The organism is Bradyrhizobium genosp. P, from assembly GCF_049949265.1.
GTDB lineage: Bacteria > Pseudomonadota > Alphaproteobacteria > Rhizobiales > Xanthobacteraceae > Bradyrhizobium.
Window position 1 is genome coordinate 4,204,622 of sequence record NZ_CP188195.1, and the last position, 17,823, is coordinate 4,222,444.

Consider the following 17,823-nt stretch of genomic DNA (forward strand, 5'->3'; position numbering starts at 1 on the left):
TTGAGGGGCTCGATATGATTAGCGTGCTGGCGCGGGCCGCGGTTGCGGCGGTTGCGGCTTTTTTGCTTGCGGCTGCGCGGTTGGTTGTTGAGCCGAGGGCTGTACCGGCTTTTGCGTCGGAGCGACGGCAGTCGGCCGCCGTGGAGGCGCTGGTATTTCGGGCCTCACTCTAGGCTCCGCAGTATTGGCAATGACGCGGGCCAGTTGTTCTTGGCTCGCATTGAGCCGCTCTGCGATAGTCTCACTTTGGAGCGTCATTTGGGTCTGGGTCGCCTTTAGCTGGTCGAGAATATTATCGTTTTTGCGAGCGACGTCTTCCTGGTTCGTCTTCAACTGCTGGGCCATATTCGCACTGTCGCGAGCCAATTGTTCTTGTCCCGCTCTCAGCTGGTCGAGCGCTTGCCGCAAGGTTGCGACATCGCGCGCGATGGATTGGAGTTGCTCCGCCAGTTCGGAAGACTGAACGGTGATGGTCGGATTGACGACTTGCGGCGCAGCCTGAGCCAAAGGTGCTGGGTCTAAGGGGGCTGTCTTTGCCGCCGTATGGCCGGAGGACGACCACCACCACGCTGCGACACCAATGCAGGCCACTAACAGAGAGGCGACGAAGCCACGGAGCGCCCATCCGCCGGTCGATGAATTGTTGCCAGGGCGGTGAAAAGTCCTCTTGCTGGTCGGCGGGTTGGACGGACTGATGCCCGCTTCGCTCATCAAGTTCGAAAGCTGCTCCTCCAGCCGCGCGATCTGTTCATCCTCGAGTTTGTCGTCCGTCGTGGAATTCATTTGGTACTCCGCCCCAAAGTCCCATGTCGCTCGATCAGGCGTCTACGCTATGTCGATCTGACATTCAACGGAACGGATTTCGGTCCCCGATTGGCGCAGCCTCTGGCGGGATTTCGATGGACTTCCTCCGGATGGGCATTCCCGGAACATAGGCAGTGGGCGCGGGCTTGGCGAATCCGGGGAAGCGTCAAAAAGGGACCGGAATTGTGAACCAGTTCACAATTGTGACGCGCGATAGCTGCTAACTCCCGTATGCTGGGGGATTTCAGGGGCCCAGTCACAGGCGCCGTCGGGACAGCTCATTTCGAGCCCGGCGGCGTAGCTTTCTGGGGGAGGCCCCCCAAAAACTACCGACGGCGTCGTCAGCAGTTATTCGCGCAAGGATGTTGCCGAAAGAGCAGGAGTTCTTCGAGCGCCAGCACGTCTCGGGAAATGATTGCAGCACATCAGGCGAACAAGTCCTTTCCTGCCTGCGCCATCCGCGTGAACGTTCCGCTCTCATGCACCGGCTCGAGCCAGCCCTGATCGATCGCATGTTTAAGGCCGGCGCTGTATTCCGCTAGCGTAGCCTTGGCTCTTCGGACAGGAACGGAACGTTCAATTTCTCGATGTAGATCCTGCCATCTTGGATAGGTTCGAAGGCGCGGGCGTGCTCCATCAATCGGCGCGCGGCCTTTTCAGGTTCAGCGTAAGGGCGATCGCCAACGTATTTTTTCATCCTCGCCCGATACCGTGATTCTACGCGTGGAGTGAACGCCGGTCGCCCCGCTTAACGCGCATCCGGCAACTTGATTGGAACGTGCTGCGCTTTGCTTCTCACCTTGGGTGCTCCATCCGGGTACCTGGCCGGTTCGGAGTCGTCTGTGTGGCAAATTAGGTTTTCCAGAATCAAAATAAACTTCTCGGCAAGCACGGGGTGGTCCCTCCATTGCTAATGCCTGTCATCTATACGTCACATTCGGACCACGTTTTGTGAACTAGGCAACACCTAAAGCTAATTATGCAGCCCGTAGTTCTACTTAGGACTCTGGGGGCGCGATGATCGCGCTTCAGCCGTCGCTCGCCCATCGGGGCAATTCGGATTGAAGCGTCCAGCCCGAAATCATAGCTCTCGTGCCACGGGTGGATATCAACCCTTGTTGGCCATCAGACACCCGATCGCCCATGCCGCCGGCCGGGCCTTTGACGTCCAAGGAGTAGTTTGGCCTAACGTCGGCGCCACGCCGCAAGCGGCGCAGACGAAGCGCGGCTCGACGTCGGATATCGGTCGAGCTACAAAGAACGAACTTCGTTCCTCTTCCAATTTTATGTCCCCATAAATGTTCTGCGTGTGCCGCGAGCACCCCCAGAGGCTTGCCCGGGCCAGGATGAGTCATTCCGACGGAAGAGGCGCGACCGGGGAATCTTTAGATTGGGAAATTGACTGTAACCAAAGCGATGATCGTCATCGCCAACAGCGCGCCGCCGAACCAAAGCCACTGTTGAGACGCTGTTTCAGGCTCCAGCTCGTTCATTCCTTCTTCGCTTTCAGTTGCGACAGGCTCGCGGCCAACCGCGCACGAAATCTCGCGATATCTCGAAGTAGCTCATCGCGCTCCGGCTGCGGTGCAAGCTTGCGCGCGGCGGACTCTAATTGCACTGCCATTTCTGCGAGCTGCTCCAAGCCAACGACCGTCATTTCTTCACCTTCAGCCGATCTCAACCGACCGCCGGAACGACGCCTAATCATTGCTTCTCTGCGGGGGCGCTGACGCCGCTGGGCGGTGCAGGTGGGGGTGCAGGCTCCGGAGTTTCCGCCGCGGGTGCCGCAGCAATGCAGTCACCCGCCCAGATCTTGGTGCCCCTGACAGTGCCGACTAATTTGCAGCCCATCGGCGCTTGCGGCCTGACCTGAGCGTGCGGTTTTCTAGCCCCTTTCGGTAGAGGAGCTTGAGCAAGCGCGCTGGTCGCAAAGAGCAGCGCGATAAGTCCGATTAGCGGCTTCATGGTCCATCCCCTTCGCCTTCAGCCCCCAATCTGGACCTGGGCATCATTTCTTTCCAGCGCGATCGACGCGCACAGCCTGAAACTCTGCTGGCCCCTTGACCAGCCGGCGCTTGCGTGCGGCCTTTTCCTCCGGCGCCGCGGCGGGATCGATCAGGCGGTCGACCGTCTTTCCAGCCAGCTCCTTCGCCCGCTCGGCTGAAGCCGCTGCGGTTGGTGTTACTGATGCGGACTTGCCGAGCCCGATCTCTACGAGTCTGCGGAGGGCGTCGGATCGCCCCATGTCATTTGAGGCAGCCCAAGCGTCGACGTCATCCAGGACATCCGGCGGAAGCCGAACCGCTGTGACTGGATAGCTTCCACCGACTTTCTTCGGCCGCCCACGGCCTATTTTTTTGTTTACAGAAATTGGCTTTTTCATGAATTATTGTTTACAATAATTCTGCTTGAAAAGCAAAGTATTTCCACAACAAGGGAGCCGAACCATGTCTGATACCCGCCTGAAGGTGGTCCAGTGTGACCCACCCGACTTGTTCGACTTGGGGCCGCTCGTCTGCGATGCCGCCGGACTGTCAGCCGCACTCGCCATGGCGATCCAAGGCGTCGATACGCTTGCAATGGATGACGAGCACCAAAGGCGCGCTCTGGAATATCTAGCCAGCGAAGCAATGTACGCGGCAGAGAAGGCGCGCGAGCTCTGGTGTGAGATCATCGAGGCCAGAGGGATCGATCATGCCGCACAAAATTGAGGCTTGGCATAAACGCCAAGCATTGTTGCTGGCGGGTCAATTGCCAGAAAGCACGTCCGACGTCCGGATGGTCATCCAGGCGGTTATAGAGCTTCTGGATGTGTTCGCCGCGTCCACGGGCACCGTGACTGATACGCTCGTCGCGACCGTGCTGGCGTTCAAGGGAGGCCCCCCGGTCGCATGACCCGCGACTGAAAGGGAAGGGCCCGCCGGTTCACAGCCGGCGGGTTTTTTCTTGCTTTCGATGATCGGGTGTCGTGGGATAGAAGTCTTACAATTGTTTGGGAGACGACGACCGTGGCGACAGGGACCGTGAAGTGGTTCAATCCGTCAAAGGGGTTTGGGTTTATTCAACCCGACAACGGCGGCAAGGATGTATTCGTGCATATTTCGGCCGTTGAAAAAGCCGGCCTCAGTACCCTTAACGAAGGCGCTAAGGTGAGCTTTGAAGAGAGGGAGAACCGTGGCAAAACGTCCGCGGAGAATCTAAGAGTGGGCTGAGACAATTCGATTGTCTGCCGAACCCTTTTTGTGCCCGCCGGTTCCAGCCCGGCGAGCTTTTTGCGTGCACTATCGCGTCGCACCTGATTCGAGCATGGTCTCGGCCAGACGGCACGTCGTTAAAACAAACGCCGTCTTACTGCATTGCCATTCACTGCCAAGCGCAGCACTTGAAACGGGCTGGGGAGCAGCTATCGCTAGCAGGAGAGCCGCACCGGCCAGCAAATTTACGGTCACGAGAGTGCGTGCGTTACGAGACAAGGCGTTGATGAAATTCGACATGACCGAAATCCTCTCTGGTCCAATAGTGAGAGGCTAGGCCGGATTTGTTTCCAGCCCGCTTCGTGCGCCCCGGAAAATGGTTTCGCGAGCGGCTCATGTCACACAGGCCGCGTCCGACTACCTCGTTCTGTCGGCAATCCATAAACCTAGTGGTTCATCACAGTGATTTTGACGTTTTGATACCGAGCCATTCGAGGATCGGCAAGTTTTCGGGTGGCAGGAGAATCTCGATGCTTCGGGGAACGCCGGGCTGACGGCGAATGAAACCGTTTCGTTCGAGGGTGACGATCATTTGGTGGACTGACGGCGGGCTGACGCGGAAATGGCGCTGAATGTCGGCTTCGGCGGGCGGCTTTCCGAACATGTACGAATAGGTATGGATGAAAGCGAGGTAGTGACCCTGCTTCTCGGTTAAGCGCGCGCCTGATTTTTGACTCATGGATCGATTCGTCCCGGCCTCCGACAAGGAGGCAAAGCATGAATGTACGTTATCGGGTGTGCGCCGTGAAAAGGCGGCGCTTTCCAGTGGGTGCAAGTCCCACCCGGCAACCGCTCCAGCCGGAAGCAACCGGAGCAGTCATGGAGGTAACGAAATGGCTGAAGCCTCTGGTTAGCGTGTCACGATATACGGTGACAGCGCGAGTGTGCAGGCCGTAACGCGAGTAAACGCCGAGCAAGCCTCGAAAAGGACGATGCGCAGGCCGACCCGACAACCCTTTCGGGGAAGGCTGATACGGCTGGGTGAATGAGCGAAGCAGTACGCCCAGCCGCTGCGCCGGGGTAGTGGCGACAGCATGTACACAAGGAAAGCGTACGCAACACGGGAGACCCCAGGACGTGGTCAGGGATGATCAACCGGATGCCCGTGAGGGACAGGCCGGGCGCCCTGGGGAGACGGAGAGGTTCGCAGTACCGCTGAAGCCGGGTAATGCCGGGGGAGGGAAGGGACCTCAGTTCAAGACGAACGCAAGACGTAGTGAGGGACCTGGAGATTGGGCAACCTATCAACTCCGAAAAGTGTTCAGAAGCTGCAGACGGCGTTGCACGCGAAAGCGAAGGCAGAAGCCGGCTATCGCTTCTATGCCTTGTACGACAAGATCAGCCGCGAGGACATCCTGGCCCATGCCTATGCCCAGTGCCGCTCCAACAAGGGCGCACCGGGCGTGGATGGGCAAGATTTTGCGGGCATCGACGCGTATGGGGTGCAGCGGTGGCTTGGCGAACTGGCGCTTGCGCTCAGGCAGGAGACTTACCGACCGGACCCCATCAGAAGAGTGTTCATCCCGAAGGCCAACGGCAAACTCAGGCCGCTGGGCATCTCAACCCTGCGGGATCGGGTCTGCATGACAGCAGTGATGCTGGTGCTGGAACCGATCTTTGAAGCCGACCTTCCACCAGAGCAGTACGCTTACCGTCCCGGGCGCAATGCCCAACAGGCGGTGGTCGAAGTGGAAGCGCGGCTGTTCCGAAGCCACCCGGAAGTCGTTGACGCCGACCTCGCGGACTACTTCGGGAGCATTCCGCATACCGAACTTCTAAAGTCGGTAGCGCGCCGGATTGTTGATCGGCGCGTGCTGCATCTGATCAAGATGTGGTTGGAATGCCCCGTGGAAGAAACCGACGATCGAGGAAGGAAGACACGTACGACCGAAGCCCGGGACAACCGGCGCGGCATCCCGCAAGGTTCACCGATCTCACCATTGCTGGCAAATCTCTACATGCGCCGGTTCGTGCTGGGATGGAAGATGCTCGGGCTGGAACAAAGCCTCGGCTCTCGCATCGTGACCTACGCCGACGACCTTGTGATCCTGTGCCGGAGAGGCAAAGCCGAAGAAGCCTTGCAGCGACTGCGCGAGATTATGAGAAAGCTGAAGCTCACGGTCAACGAGGAGAAGACACGAATCTGCAAGGTCCCGGAAGGGGAGTTCGACTTCTTGGGTTACTCGTTCGGGCGGATGTACTCAGCGAGGACCGGCCAGGCACGCCTGGGTTACCGGCCATCAAAGAAGAGCATTAAGCGCATGGTCGAGAACGTCCACGCGCTGACCGACCGATCGGGGACATGGCAAGAAACCACAGAGCTAGTGGGCAAGTTGAACCGCACGCTACGCGGATGGGCCAACTACTTCAACGTAGGCACCGTCAACAAGGCGTATCGAGCGATCGACAACTACACAGCTGCGCGGTTGCGCCGGTGGTTGCGCATCAAGCACAAAGTTAGGCGACGCAAGGGCGGGACTTATCCACTCTCGCACCTCTACGGGCACTTCGGGCTCGTACGCTTAACTGCGCGTGGGCGCGACGTGCCGTGGGTGAAGGCGTGAAGTCTTGTCCGAGAGCCGGATGCGAGAGATTCGCCCGTCCGGTTCGATGAGCGGGATGTGGAAACGGAGTCATGGTTGAACCACTAAGGCACCGCCAGACGAAAGAGGCGGCAACAGATATGTTCAGCCTAAAGCCACCGCGCCACATCTCGACTCTACCGAATTGAGCCAAGCCGAGCGCGACGAACTGACGGCGATGCTCGGCGGCGGCAAGCACGCCGCCCGCAAGCTCAAGCGGGCGCAGATTTTGCTGGCGGCCGATAGGGGCCGCAGCGACGAGGAGATTGCCCGGACCGTGAGTGTCAGCCTTTCCACCGTCAGCCGGACCAAGCGCCGCTTCGTGGAAGGCAATCTGGAGCGGGCCTTGAGTGAGGAGCCGCGTCCGGGCGCAGAGCGCAAGCTGACCGGAAAGGAGGAGGCCCTGCTGGTGGCGACGGCATGCGCCAAGCCGCCTGCCGGCCGCAAACGCTGGACGCTGACGCTGCTGGCCGACACGATGGTCAAGCTCACCGATCACGACAGCCTGTCGGGCGAGACCGTGCGTCGCCGGCTGGCCGAGAACGACCTCAAACCATGGCGCAGGGACATGTGGTGCATTCCCCATGTCGACGGCGAATACGTCGCCCGCATGGAGGACGTGCTCGATCTCTAGGCCGAGACGCCGGATCCCGCCCGGCCGCTGGTCTGCTTCGACGAGACCCCCGTCCAGCTGATCGGCGAGGTGCGCCAGCCGGTCCCGGCCCAACCGGGACAGCGCGAGCGCTACGATTACGAGTATCGCCGCAACGGCACCGTCAATCTCTTCGTCACCTTCGATCCGTATCGGGGCTGGCGCAACGTCAAGCTCACCGACCGCCGCGCCGCCGTGGACTACGCCCACTGCATGCGTGAGCTCGTCGACGTCCATTATCCCGACGCCGCCTGCATCCGTGTCGTGCAGGACAATTTGTCGATCCATAAGCCTGGGGCGCTGTATGAGGCCTTCGCGCCCGCCGAGGCCCGACGCATCCTGTGCCGCCTCGAATTCCACTACACCCCGAAGCACGCCAGTTGGCTCAACATGGTTGAGTGCGAGATCAGCGTGCTTCAGCGCCAGTGTCTCGGCCGCCGCATCGACGACCCCAAAAGGCTCCGAAATGAGATCACAGCATGGCAACGGCGGCGAAATAAAACCCGAGCCCGAATCAAATGGATGTTCACAACCGACAAAGCCCGCGCCAAACTCGGCCGCGCCTATCCAGCCACCGCCAAAGAGTCAAAATCACTGTGGTAGACCACTAGTGCCCCGCCGGCACCGCTGCACAGAACGCCGGCGTATGAAAGCAACTCGCCGCCCCACAGCGCGGGAACAAAGCCGCCGATCGTTGAGCCGATCAATACGGCAAGCCAATAATGTGATCGCACGCCACCCCTCCAAAGCGGCCCTGGTTCAACAATAGCCCTGTTAGGCGACATTCGTTGAACGGCGCGGGGCTACGTATAGCGCGACAATCTGGGTGGGACGCGCTTCCATCCTGATTGCCGCGCGGCAGCTACGGCCCCGCGTCGCATTCCTAGACGGTGTGGCACTCGCGACACAGCTTCAGGCGGGTCAATGATGTTTAATCGACCCCGGCATCTGAACCACGACGGGGTTGCGTCATGTCGGGATCTGATCTTTGGATCGGAGCAAATCGAGATCCTTGGTACGGTGAAACGCCGCATCGGCGCGATGAACTATTTGACGACCATCACAGCTTCCACGGCGATTTTCTGCGATCGGCGCCGCGTCTCCAAAAGACGGTGATCTTGGATCGGGACAACCCGCCCATTCGTCGATCCGGTCGCCGGCCTAGCCACTGACCCGCTAGTCCCGAAAAGATACGCCGCCGGGCTCGAAATACATTGTCCCGGCGGCGCCCTGTTTCAAACTGGGCCCTGCAATCCCAGCCGCATGAAGACTAGCAAAGACCGCGCCAGCCTTTGGTGCAGAAGTGTACACAGGCAGGGCTGCTTGCCGGTTATATACCGACCGCGATGTCGATGCCGTATCGTGCGAAGGCAAGGGAGATCGCCAGCCCGACGAGGCTAAATAGGGTCACAATGGCTAAGGTAGAGACTGGACGCGGAGTGGCGAAATCGGTTGCGGGCTTTGAAAGTGCGGTCATCTGAAATCTGCCAAGATCAAAAATGGGGAAGATGATAGGGCGGCTGACGTTACCTGCTCAGTGCGACAGCTCGAACTTCCGCATTTCCTGCAGGCGAGTCAGGCAATAGTCCCGATACAAGGCGTTGATGAAATCCCACATGACCGAATCCCCCTTTGGTCCAATGAGGAGGGACGCTAGGCCGAGTTTGTTTCCGGACTGCTTCGCGGCCTCTCGAAAATGGTTTCGTCGAAAGGAGGGGCGGGAACAAAGTGGCAATGCCAGGAATCATCTTGGTTGCTCCCCGCGGTCACATCCCCCCACTGCTGGGAGTGTTTAGGGAAATGGCGACCCCAGCGCGCCGCCCGCGTTGGGGTCGTTTTTTATTGTACGGCGATTTGTGCGCTGTAAATCAAATCCCGATAAAATGTCAATAATTTCAATTTGTTATGGCGGAAGCGGTGTCCCGTCAACACGGCCGACCCCGGCTCAATGAGCAGAAGAGGGCAGGTGCCATACGGGGACAATCTGGGCAGAGCAATGCATTGCGCAGCGTTGAGCGGGTTTAGCCGATGCCGAGTAGAGTTCGTAGGCCGAAGTGGGAGGTCGGCCGCAGCACGTACCTCCCGGCAGCTTGCCTGCCAGGCATCGAAATAATTCTCCAATGGGATGGAGCTGCGCCCTGGCCATCTGTTCAGCGCCCCAAGTGCCTCCATGGCGCTCGGAGCGCGCTCGTATTCAGTGAGTATCGCGAACTGCTATTGATTGCGCCTTGCTTTCATTCGGCGACTTGAACCCAATCGTCCTTCGTATTCTTCACATCGTGATACTTTCTCCCGGTATCCCAGTCTACGCATTCTCTCGCATCATCGGAGGTGTTGCTTTCGCAGACTTCTCGCCGCGTGATATTGCCGGTCGTATCTTGACCGATCGTGGCCAACCCGCGCCGTCCATCGCCGAGCAGATACGCCACGGTCATGATGCACTCCCTGGAATCCAGTTTGCAGAAGCGCGACATAGCCGCGCTTCCCTGATTCTGCTCGGCCGAGACCGCGATGGCCTTGTCGATGAACGCATTCCACGAATAATTACTCGGCGTTGCGCCGGGTTGCGAATTCAGGGACGACTGTGTCGATTGGTCAGGTGGCTCTGCGGTCGCGGTTTCCGTCGGCGCGCTTCTGGCCTGATCGATATTGCGGACAATCTTGACCCCCATTGAGCGAAGATCCCGGGCGTCGAGCCACTCGATCTGCCTTGGCGGCGTGGAGACCATCCGGCCTATGATGGGCGAGGGGACACCGAGCTCCCTCGCAAAGCGGGCCATCGACAGGGTCGCTGCCTCGGAGAGTGCTGTCTGTTGGCCGCCGCGGGCTGAGGCCTTGTGCACGCCGATCAGTGCATCCTCGCCGGCAAATTTGGGTTCGCCGGCGGCAAATGCCAGGAAGCAGGCCGACGCACAAGCCGCGCCCGGGCCAACGCTGGTCGAAATTCCCACGACCCTCATCACCCGGCCACCCGCTGCACAGAAGCAAACGGCGGTACCTAGCAGAATCTCCCCCTGGATCTAAATGACCACGTGGTCCTCCTGCCGGGAGGTCGTTATCTCAAAGGCATGCGGCGCGCAGGACGCCGAAGCCAGTGCCGGCGTAAGTTACAACCTGACTCCCGACCGTCGGGCAAGCAATTAAAGTCAGGGCGCACGTCAGCGCCGCGCCGGCCGGGTCATACGATCAGATCGTGGGGCAGGTGGGCGCTTGCTCCATGGTCCGGGTGTTGATCGTGCGGAGGTTGCCCAATGGCATCTGCTCCGTCTGATGCTAGGGACGCGACATTTCCTTTGTGATCGCTGGACAGCGCTGGAGTTGAATCGAGCTCTGCGAGGTTAGTGACAGATGACCCCTTGAGGTCGGATATCCCGTCCTTGAAGGTAAAGGAGTCGCCAAGCGTACCAGAAATCTCGCCTCCTTCCTGATTTACCTTTGATCCCGGAGTGACGGCAGTATCTTCCTGTTGATTGTTCGGCACGGGATCGTTGGGCTTTGCAGCGTCGTTGACCGCGGGCCCTTCAACGTCCGAAGTGGTCGCGGACTTGTGCTGCCCCTGAGGGGATGCCCCGCCATCATGCGCGCCGGCACCTTGCTGCGGTGTCGCGTTTTCGCTGGCGTCGCTTGCTATCGGGTGATTGCCATTACTGCTACTGTTGCCATTGCCGTTGGCGCTTGCTGGCGTTTTCAGGACTCCGGTATCGGGCACGGCGTCTGCGCTGGCATGGGTTGCTATCGAGTGATTACCGATACCATTGCTGCTACTGTTGCCATTGCCATTGCCGTTGGCGCTTGCTGGCGCTTTCAGGACACCGGTATCGGGCACGGCGTCTGCGCTGGCATCGGTTGCTACCGAGTGATTACCGCTACCATTGCTGCTGCTATTGCCGTTACCATCAATGCTCGCCGGCGTTTTCAGGCTTTCGGGGGCGGGCACGACGTTTGAGCTGTTGTCGATTCCCTGGGCAGAAGCGCCGCCAGTGTCCGTGAGGGCCGCATCCTTCGGGGGCGAGGCGTCATGACCTTCGTTCTTCGGGCTCGCTTCTGAATTGCCGTTCCAATCGCCCCAGGATGGCGCGATCCAGTCACTGCTCGGCGGTGCCGTCACGGCTGCATGGTCGATCGGCGTCGGATTGGCATTGTCGAGCACCGGCTTCGGATCGAACGTGAAGCCCGGCTGCATCAGCGCCGTCATGGCAATCTGTGTCTGCTCGATTGATAGTCCGCCGGGCGCAGCCATCGCGGCGCCATCGAGGCTGTTTTCGGTCGAGGGCGTCCCAGCTCCGGCAAGGCCGACCAATTTGGCATCGTCGATCATGCCAATTGTGTTCCCGATGGTATCGATGCTGTGGGGGATGCTGATTGGTTGTACTGTGCCATCCCCGTCGGCGACGGGCGCGTCGTAACTGACCTTCGTGTCGGACGATACATCGCTTGCACTCGCTGTGACGGTCGTCGTGTCGGACGCATCAGCGGCGGTGGTCGTTGCGGCGACCGTCGCGTCGTCCTGGGTCGTGACGGCATGATCGATCGAATCGCTTGTTGCGGCTACGGGCGCCGCCGTCGTCGAGGCGAGCACGAAGTCGGACAAGTGCACGTTCGCGACGCCCGGCAGATGGATGGCCACCAGGCTGGGATCGCCAATGCTCACGGCGTGGTCGGTCGGATTGGCATAGACGAGCGCCTGGTTCGCCTTGCCGTCGTAGAGCCAGGCAATGGTGTGCGCGGGCACAGACGTGCTTGTGGGTGTCAAAGCCAGGATAGAGCGGGAAAATGAGCCAAAAGCCGTCAGATCGATCTTGTCGGACCCCGATGCGAGATCCGTGATGGTGTCGGACTGGACCGCGCTGGAATCCAGTATGCGCGAGTGAACGAAAGTGTCGCCTCCGGTGCCGCCCGTGGGCAGGGTCGCCCCAAGTCCAACGATGATCATGTTGGCCAGCGTGTCGCCGGCATCCAGCGCATTCACCGCGCCGGTGTTGCCGGGCGTTGAGGCCCACAGGCCGGCCGCCGTCATCGGGGAGGGGCCGCTGCCGCCCGCGCCCCTGATCTGCGAACCCGCGAAGGTCGGACTGACCGGCAAAGTGCTTGCCGTGCCGTCGCCTGTCGATACCGCGATATGCCCAACGGCGGCACTCGGCACGACGCCGGCCGGGGGATCGCTGACTTCTGTGCCGGTACCTCCGTTGATGCTCGTGAAAGTCCAGGTCGTTCCTGTGTAGTTTCCGGACAAATGCAGTGTCACATTGTTCGCACTGCTGCCGTCGTTGAAGGTCATCGTGCTAATGTTGGTGCCGGAATTGTACGAGACCGAGACGGACATGCTTCCGCCGATGAAGGGAAGCTGCGTGAGGTCGATCACATCGGTTGACGTGAGCTGTGTACCGATGTCGGCGCCGGTGATGACCCCAGCGAATTTTCCCCAGTCATCGATGATCAGCTTGCCCGTGCCCTGCTCGAAGTAGACGGTCTGGCTGTCGGTCAGGCCCGGCGCAACCTTGCTGCCCGTGGCAAACTCGAGTGTGCTCCCGGCGTCGATCCAGAACTTCCCGGCTCCGGTAATGGTGCCTGTCACGTTGAGGTCGACATGGGGATCGACGATGATCGTGCCGTTGTTGATGATAGGCCCGATGAAACTGGCGCTGGCCGTTTCCTCCAATGTTCCGTCGTTCTCGAGTTTTCCCGAGTCGCTGACGTCGAGATTGCCGGCGAGCTGCAGGGTTCCGCTGGCGGTGATATCCGTCATCGCCGAGCCGTGCGGCATGGTCAGCGATTCCGCTTGAGAGGTGCCGTCAATGACGACCGTGTAGAGCGCAGACGCAGTGATGATTGTGTTGATGGACAAGGTGGGAACGACGTCGGCACTCCAATTGGCCGCGTCGTTCCACTCGAGTGTCGGCGCAGGGCCGCCGACGATCAGCGACTCCGAATTCGGGGTCACGGATATTGCCGTCGCCGCGGTCGCCGGCGTCGGGTAGGTGTTGGCGCCGTCGCTCGACGTCACCGACAGAAGAAACGTATCGGAGCCTTCATACTCGTCGGTCGGCGTGTAGGTCAGACCCGCCAGCAGCGCGTTCACGGCCGCAGCGGTCCCCGTCAACGTCAGCGTTCCACTGTCGTCGCCGGTCATCGTCACGCTGCCCGAGCCGGCGACGTGCAGCGTCCCGTGCGAGACCGTCAGCGTCGCGCTCACCGTGTCGTCGGCGTCCTCCGCCGGTGGTCCGACGCTGACCCCGGCAATCGCCACGCCAATGTCATCCTCGGTGAGCGTCAGCGTCGGCGGCGCGCTTGCTGTCGGCGGCTCGGCAACCGGGTTCACCGTGATCGCGGTCGCGGTGGTGGCTGGCGTCGGGTAGGTGTTGGAGCCGTCGCGCGACGTCACCGACATCCGAAGTGTGTCGGAGCCTTCGTACTCTGTGGTCGGCGTATAGGTCAGTCCCGCCAGCAGCGCGTTCACGGCCGCCGCGGTCCCCGTCAACGTCAGCGTTCCACTGTCGTCGCCGGTCATCGTCACGCTGCTCGAGCCGGCGACATGCAGCGTCCCGTGTGAGACCGTCAGCGTCGCGCTCACCGTGTCGTCGGCGTCCTCCGCCAACGGCCCGACGCTCACCCCGGCAATCGCCGTGCCGGTGGCGTTTTCGTTGAGGGTCAGTGTTGGTGGCGCACTCGCCGTCGGCGGCTCGGCAACCGGGTTCACCGTGATCGCGGTCGCGACGGTGGCTGGCGTCGGGTAGGTGTTGGAGCCGTCGCTCGACGTCACCGACAGCCGAAGGGTGTCGGAGCCTTCATACTCCGTGGTCGGCGTATAGGTCAGTCCCGCCAGCAACGCATTCACATCAGCCGCGGTCCCCGACAGCGTCAGCGTTCCACTGTCGTCGCCGGTCATCGTCACGCTGCTCGAGCCGGCGACATGCAGCGTCCCGTGTGAGACAGTCAGCGTCGCGCGCACCGTGTCGTCGGCTTCCTCCGCCAACGGCCCGACGCTCACCTCGGCAATCGCCGTGCCGGTGGCGTTTTCGTTGAGGGTCAGTGTTGGTGGCGCACTCGCCGTCGGCGGCGCGGCAACCGGGTTCACCGTGATCGCGGTCGCGACGGTAGCCGGCGCCGGGTAGGTGTTGGATCCGTCCGTCGACGTCACTGACAGCCGAAGGCTGTCGGAGCCTTCGTACTCCGTGGTTGGCGTATAGGTCAGTCCCGCCAGCAGCGCATTCACGGCCGCAGCGGTCCCCGTCAGCGTCAGCGTTCCACTGTCGTCGCCGGTCATCGTCACGCTGCTCGAGCCCGCGACATGTAGCGTCCCATGCGACACCGTCAGCGTCGCGCTCACCGTATCGTCGGCGTCTTCTGCCGATGGTCCAACGCTTACCCCGGCAATCGCAGCGCCGACGGCGTTCTCGTTGAGGGTCAATATCGGCGGCGCGCTCGCCGTCGGCGGCTCGGCAACCGGGTTCACCGTGATCGCGGTCGAGGCGTTGGCCGACGCCGGGTAGGTGTTGGAGCCGTCCGTCGACGTCACTGACAGCCGAAGGGTGTCGGAGCCTTCGTATTCCGTGGTTGGCGTATAGGTCAGTCCAGCCAGCAGCGCGTTCACGGCCGCCGCGCTGCCCGACAGCGTCAGCGTCGCACTGTCATCGCCAGTCACCGTCACGCCGCTCAGGCCGGCGACGTGCAGCGCGCCATGCGAGACCGTCAGCGTCGCGCTCACCGTGTCGTCGCTGTCTTCCGCAAGTGGACCAACGCTCACTCCGGCAATCGCCACGCCGGTGGCGTTCTCGTTGAGCGTCAGCGTCGGCGGCGCGCTTGCCGTCGGCGGCTCGGCAACAGGGTTGACCGTGATCGCGGTCGCGGCGGTGGCCAGCGCCGGGTAGGTGTTGGAGCCGTCGCTCGACGTGACCGACATCCGAAGCGTGTCGGAGCCCTCATACTCTATGGTGGGCGTATAGGTCAGTCCCGCCAGCAGCGCGTCCACCAGCGCCGCGCTGCCCGACAGCGTCAGCATTGCACCGCCATTGCCGCTTACCGTCACGCCACTCAGGCCGGCGACATGCAGCGTCCCGTGCGACACTGCCAGCGTCGCGCTCACCGTGTCGTCGGTGTCCTCCGCCAGCGGTCCAACGCTCACCCCGCCAACTGCCACGCCAGTGGCGTTCTCGTTGAGCGTCAGCGTCGGCGGCGCGCTTGCCGTCGGCGGCTCGGCAACAGGGTTGACCGTCACGACCGCGATTGCCGTCACCGTGGCGCTGAGATCGCCTTCCGGATCGCGCTCGTTCACCGCAATCGTCAGCGTGAAATTGCCCTCGAATTCTGCCGAAGGCGTGATCGTCAGGCTCGACAGGTTCCAATGGGATATTTCCTGCGCGGTGTCTCCCGCAGTCGCGGTAAAGCTATGGCCGGGCAGGCCGGTGCCGTCACTCAGCATCGCGCCCACCGGGATGCCGCTCACGAGCAGCGCGGCGATGTTGTTCGGTGACACGTCGCCAGCCAGGCTCTGGGCCGTCGCGCCGAGGTCCAGAGCAATCGCTGTGTTCTCGTTGCCCTGCGCAGCGACCGGGTGAAGGGCGGGCGCCAGGGGGGCGACCGTCACCTGCTCGCTTGTGCTCGTGGTGTTGGCATCCTGGTCGGTCGCGGTGACGGTCAGAGTGAAATTGGTGTCGTTCGGCGGGGTGATCTTCAGGTTGGAGAGCGTCCAGCCTTTCACATCGACCGAGGTGTTGCCGCTCGTCGCTACGAAGCTGTTGGTGCCGTCGGTAAGCACTGCTCCAACAGGAATGCTGCTCACCACAAGCGACTGCACACCGTTGCTGTGGCCCGGCAGGCTATTTGCGGTCGCCGTGATCGTGCCCAATGCAATCGCGGAGCCCTCAACACCACTCTCCGCCTGCGGCAACCAGGTCAGCGTCGGCAGCGTCTCGTCAACCGTGATCACTTGCGTTGCTTCCGGCGCCGGATTGCCAGCCGAATCCGAGACGTCGGCCGCCGCCGTATAGCTGCCGTCATGCAGCAATTTGGCTTCGGCCGACGTGACGTTGATCGACCAGGTGTCGTTGATCAGCTTGGTGACGAATGTATCGACGACGTGGCCGGAGCTATCAAGGATCCTGACTGTCACCGGCTGGCCGTTCTCCGCATCCGTCGTCGTGCCAACGATGGCGAACCCGGTGCTGGCCGTATCGGCGTTGACGACGTTGTTCCTCGCAACGGGGGCGATTGCGATGGTTGGCGGGGTTTCGTCCACCCTGATTACCTGCGAGGCCTCCGCCGAAAAGCCGAACAGATTCGTCACGTCCGCTTTCAGTGTGTAAATGCCGTCGGCCAGCGTCTTGGCCTCTGCCGGGCTGAGGGCAATCGACCAGCTACCGTTGTTGACTGTGGCCGTACCGCTGTAAGCAACGTTGTTGGAACCATTGATGATGAAGACCTTGACGATCTGCCCGTTCTCCACGCCCGACGTTGCGCCTGTTATCTCAACCCCGGCATCAGCTTTGGCGGCATTGATGATGTCGTCGCCGGCAACGTTGATCTGTCCCCCGATGTTGGTGATCGCCAGCGTCGCTCGAGGCAGTTCAATGAATTCGAAGCTCGCCGTCTGCAGCGGAGGAAGCTGATTGAGCGGGAGGGTGGGGTCAGGTTGAAAGAAATTGATGGGCTGCAGCAGGTTCTCCGGATTGAGGGAAGGAGGTGTGCTCGAGCCGATTGCTCCCCATCCTTTCGCGTAGTTGGCCAGCGCGGCCTGTTGCGCCATCTGCAACGCCTGCATTTGCGCAGGCGTGTTCGCGATCGCATTTACACTGATCGAGGACCCTCTTCTGCTCAAGACGACGGTCTCTCCGGGGTCCTCAACAATGATGTGTCGCGGGTTCGCCTCCTTGGTCGTGAGCTCGAATACGCCGTGATGCAGCTCCTTGTATGTGATGGTGTCGTCATCAAGGAATGTGACGTTCGGGTCCGCGGCCAGGGCTTCCCTCACGAATGAGAGGGTCAGTGCCGCAAGCGATAGTGTGGCGAAACCGCCGGCCCGGGTCCGGCTGCAAATACTGCCAAAAGGCGTTTCCACCGTCAGCGAGCCCGTGTTCGCCAATTCGCCAGCAGCGAAAGCGAAGGCGCCTCTGGTGACTGCGAGCGGGGTCGAACACAGGGGACCGGTGCAATTCCGCGCGGGTTCGCCCAACACCACGCTTGTGTCGCTGGACAGGTTGAACACAGTGCCGTCGATGAAGCGAATTTCGATCCGTCCGTCCGCCGCGGTCTCGATGATGTCACCAGGGTAAACAGGATCGCCAGCCATGACCTGAACGGGAATGCCGTTCACACGGCGGATGGTGCCGTGACCGATTGCTGACTTAATGTTGCCGATGACATCGCCCAATGCCGGGGAAAGCTGGCTCAAAACGGCCATGCTTACGCCCTCGGACTCCGCGCCGGACGCAAATAACATTGGCTTCGACCTCGCCTGCTGAGGAATTCAGGCTCAGCGCGGTGCCTCAGTCTTCTTGCTCTGGCTTGCCCCCGCCACGAGGAGAAAATATCTTGG

The 17,823-nt window shown here is 61.3% G+C and carries 11 protein-coding genes and 1 pseudogene; 5 read left to right on the plus strand and 7 right to left on the minus strand.

The genetic code is table 11. The annotated features are described in order from the left end of the window. Nucleotides 1-18: 18 nt before the first annotated feature. The 3 genes from ACP2YO_RS20400 to ACP2YO_RS20410 form a co-directional block, all read right to left on the minus strand. Nucleotides 19-783: a hypothetical protein gene (locus tag ACP2YO_RS20400; RefSeq protein WP_426442405.1), complete on the minus strand. Its 765-nt coding sequence runs from the start codon at nucleotides 781-783 to the stop codon at nucleotides 19-21. 1,510 nt (nucleotides 784-2,293) lie between these two features. After that, nucleotides 2,294-2,461 carry a hypothetical protein gene (locus ACP2YO_RS20405; protein ID WP_426442406.1) on the minus strand — a complete coding sequence of 56 codons (168 nt, stop codon included), beginning with the start codon at nucleotides 2,459-2,461 and terminating at the stop codon, nucleotides 2,294-2,296. Nucleotides 2,462-2,812: 351 nt separating this feature from the next. Next, nucleotides 2,813-3,187, minus strand: a complete 375-nt coding sequence (locus tag ACP2YO_RS20410) for a hypothetical protein (RefSeq protein ID WP_426442407.1) — start codon at nucleotides 3,185-3,187, stop codon at nucleotides 2,813-2,815. Between the two features lie 64 nt (nucleotides 3,188-3,251). Between ACP2YO_RS20410 and ACP2YO_RS20415 the strand changes: the two genes are divergently transcribed. From ACP2YO_RS20415 to ACP2YO_RS20425, 3 genes are all read left to right on the plus strand, one after another. Further along, the gene (locus ACP2YO_RS20415; protein WP_426442408.1) at nucleotides 3,252-3,515 is read left to right on the plus strand and encodes a hypothetical protein; all 264 of its coding nucleotides are present in this window, start codon (nucleotides 3,252-3,254) and stop codon (nucleotides 3,513-3,515) included. Next, the gene (locus tag ACP2YO_RS20420) at nucleotides 3,499-3,699 is read left to right on the plus strand and encodes a hypothetical protein (protein WP_426442409.1); all 201 of its coding nucleotides are present in this window, start codon (nucleotides 3,499-3,501) and stop codon (nucleotides 3,697-3,699) included. Before ACP2YO_RS20415 ends, ACP2YO_RS20420 begins: the two co-directional genes overlap by 17 nt. A 113-nt stretch (nucleotides 3,700-3,812) precedes the next feature. Further along, complete coding sequence (locus tag ACP2YO_RS20425) at nucleotides 3,813-4,016, plus strand: cold-shock protein (RefSeq protein WP_426442410.1); 204 nt, start codon at nucleotides 3,813-3,815, stop codon at nucleotides 4,014-4,016. Nucleotides 4,017-4,085: 69 nt separating this feature from the next. On the opposite strand, the gene ACP2YO_RS20430 is transcribed toward ACP2YO_RS20425, so the two are convergent. Together ACP2YO_RS20430 and ACP2YO_RS20435 are read right to left on the minus strand one after the other, a co-directional pair. Continuing rightward, nucleotides 4,086-4,298: a hypothetical protein gene (locus ACP2YO_RS20430; protein WP_426442411.1), complete on the minus strand. Its 213-nt coding sequence runs from the start codon at nucleotides 4,296-4,298 to the stop codon at nucleotides 4,086-4,088. 157 nt (nucleotides 4,299-4,455) lie between these two features. Further along, nucleotides 4,456-4,737 carry a LexA family protein gene (locus ACP2YO_RS20435; protein ID WP_426442412.1) on the minus strand — a complete coding sequence of 94 codons (282 nt, stop codon included), beginning with the start codon at nucleotides 4,735-4,737 and terminating at the stop codon, nucleotides 4,456-4,458. Nucleotides 4,738-5,383: 646 nt separating this feature from the next. Here ACP2YO_RS20435 and ltrA point away from each other — a divergent pair. Together ltrA and ACP2YO_RS20445 are read left to right on the plus strand one after the other, a co-directional pair. After that, complete coding sequence (gene ltrA / locus ACP2YO_RS20440; RefSeq protein ID WP_426442413.1) at nucleotides 5,384-6,622, plus strand: group II intron reverse transcriptase/maturase; 1,239 nt, start codon at nucleotides 5,384-5,386, stop codon at nucleotides 6,620-6,622. A 196-nt stretch (nucleotides 6,623-6,818) separates the two neighbouring features. After that, a pseudogene (locus ACP2YO_RS20445) lies at nucleotides 6,819-7,895 on the plus strand (IS630 family transposase). A gap of 1,631 nt (nucleotides 7,896-9,526) precedes the next feature. On the opposite strand, the gene ACP2YO_RS20450 reads toward ACP2YO_RS20445, so the two are convergent. Then, complete coding sequence (locus ACP2YO_RS20450) at nucleotides 9,527-10,072, minus strand: hypothetical protein (protein ID WP_426442414.1); 546 nt, start codon at nucleotides 10,070-10,072, stop codon at nucleotides 9,527-9,529. A 398-nt stretch (nucleotides 10,073-10,470) separates the two neighbouring features. Further along, nucleotides 10,471-17,688, minus strand: coding sequence for a M10 family metallopeptidase C-terminal domain-containing protein (locus ACP2YO_RS20455; protein ID WP_426442415.1), 7,218 nt, complete (start codon nucleotides 17,686-17,688; stop codon nucleotides 10,471-10,473). Between the last annotated feature and the right edge of the window lie 135 nt (nucleotides 17,689-17,823).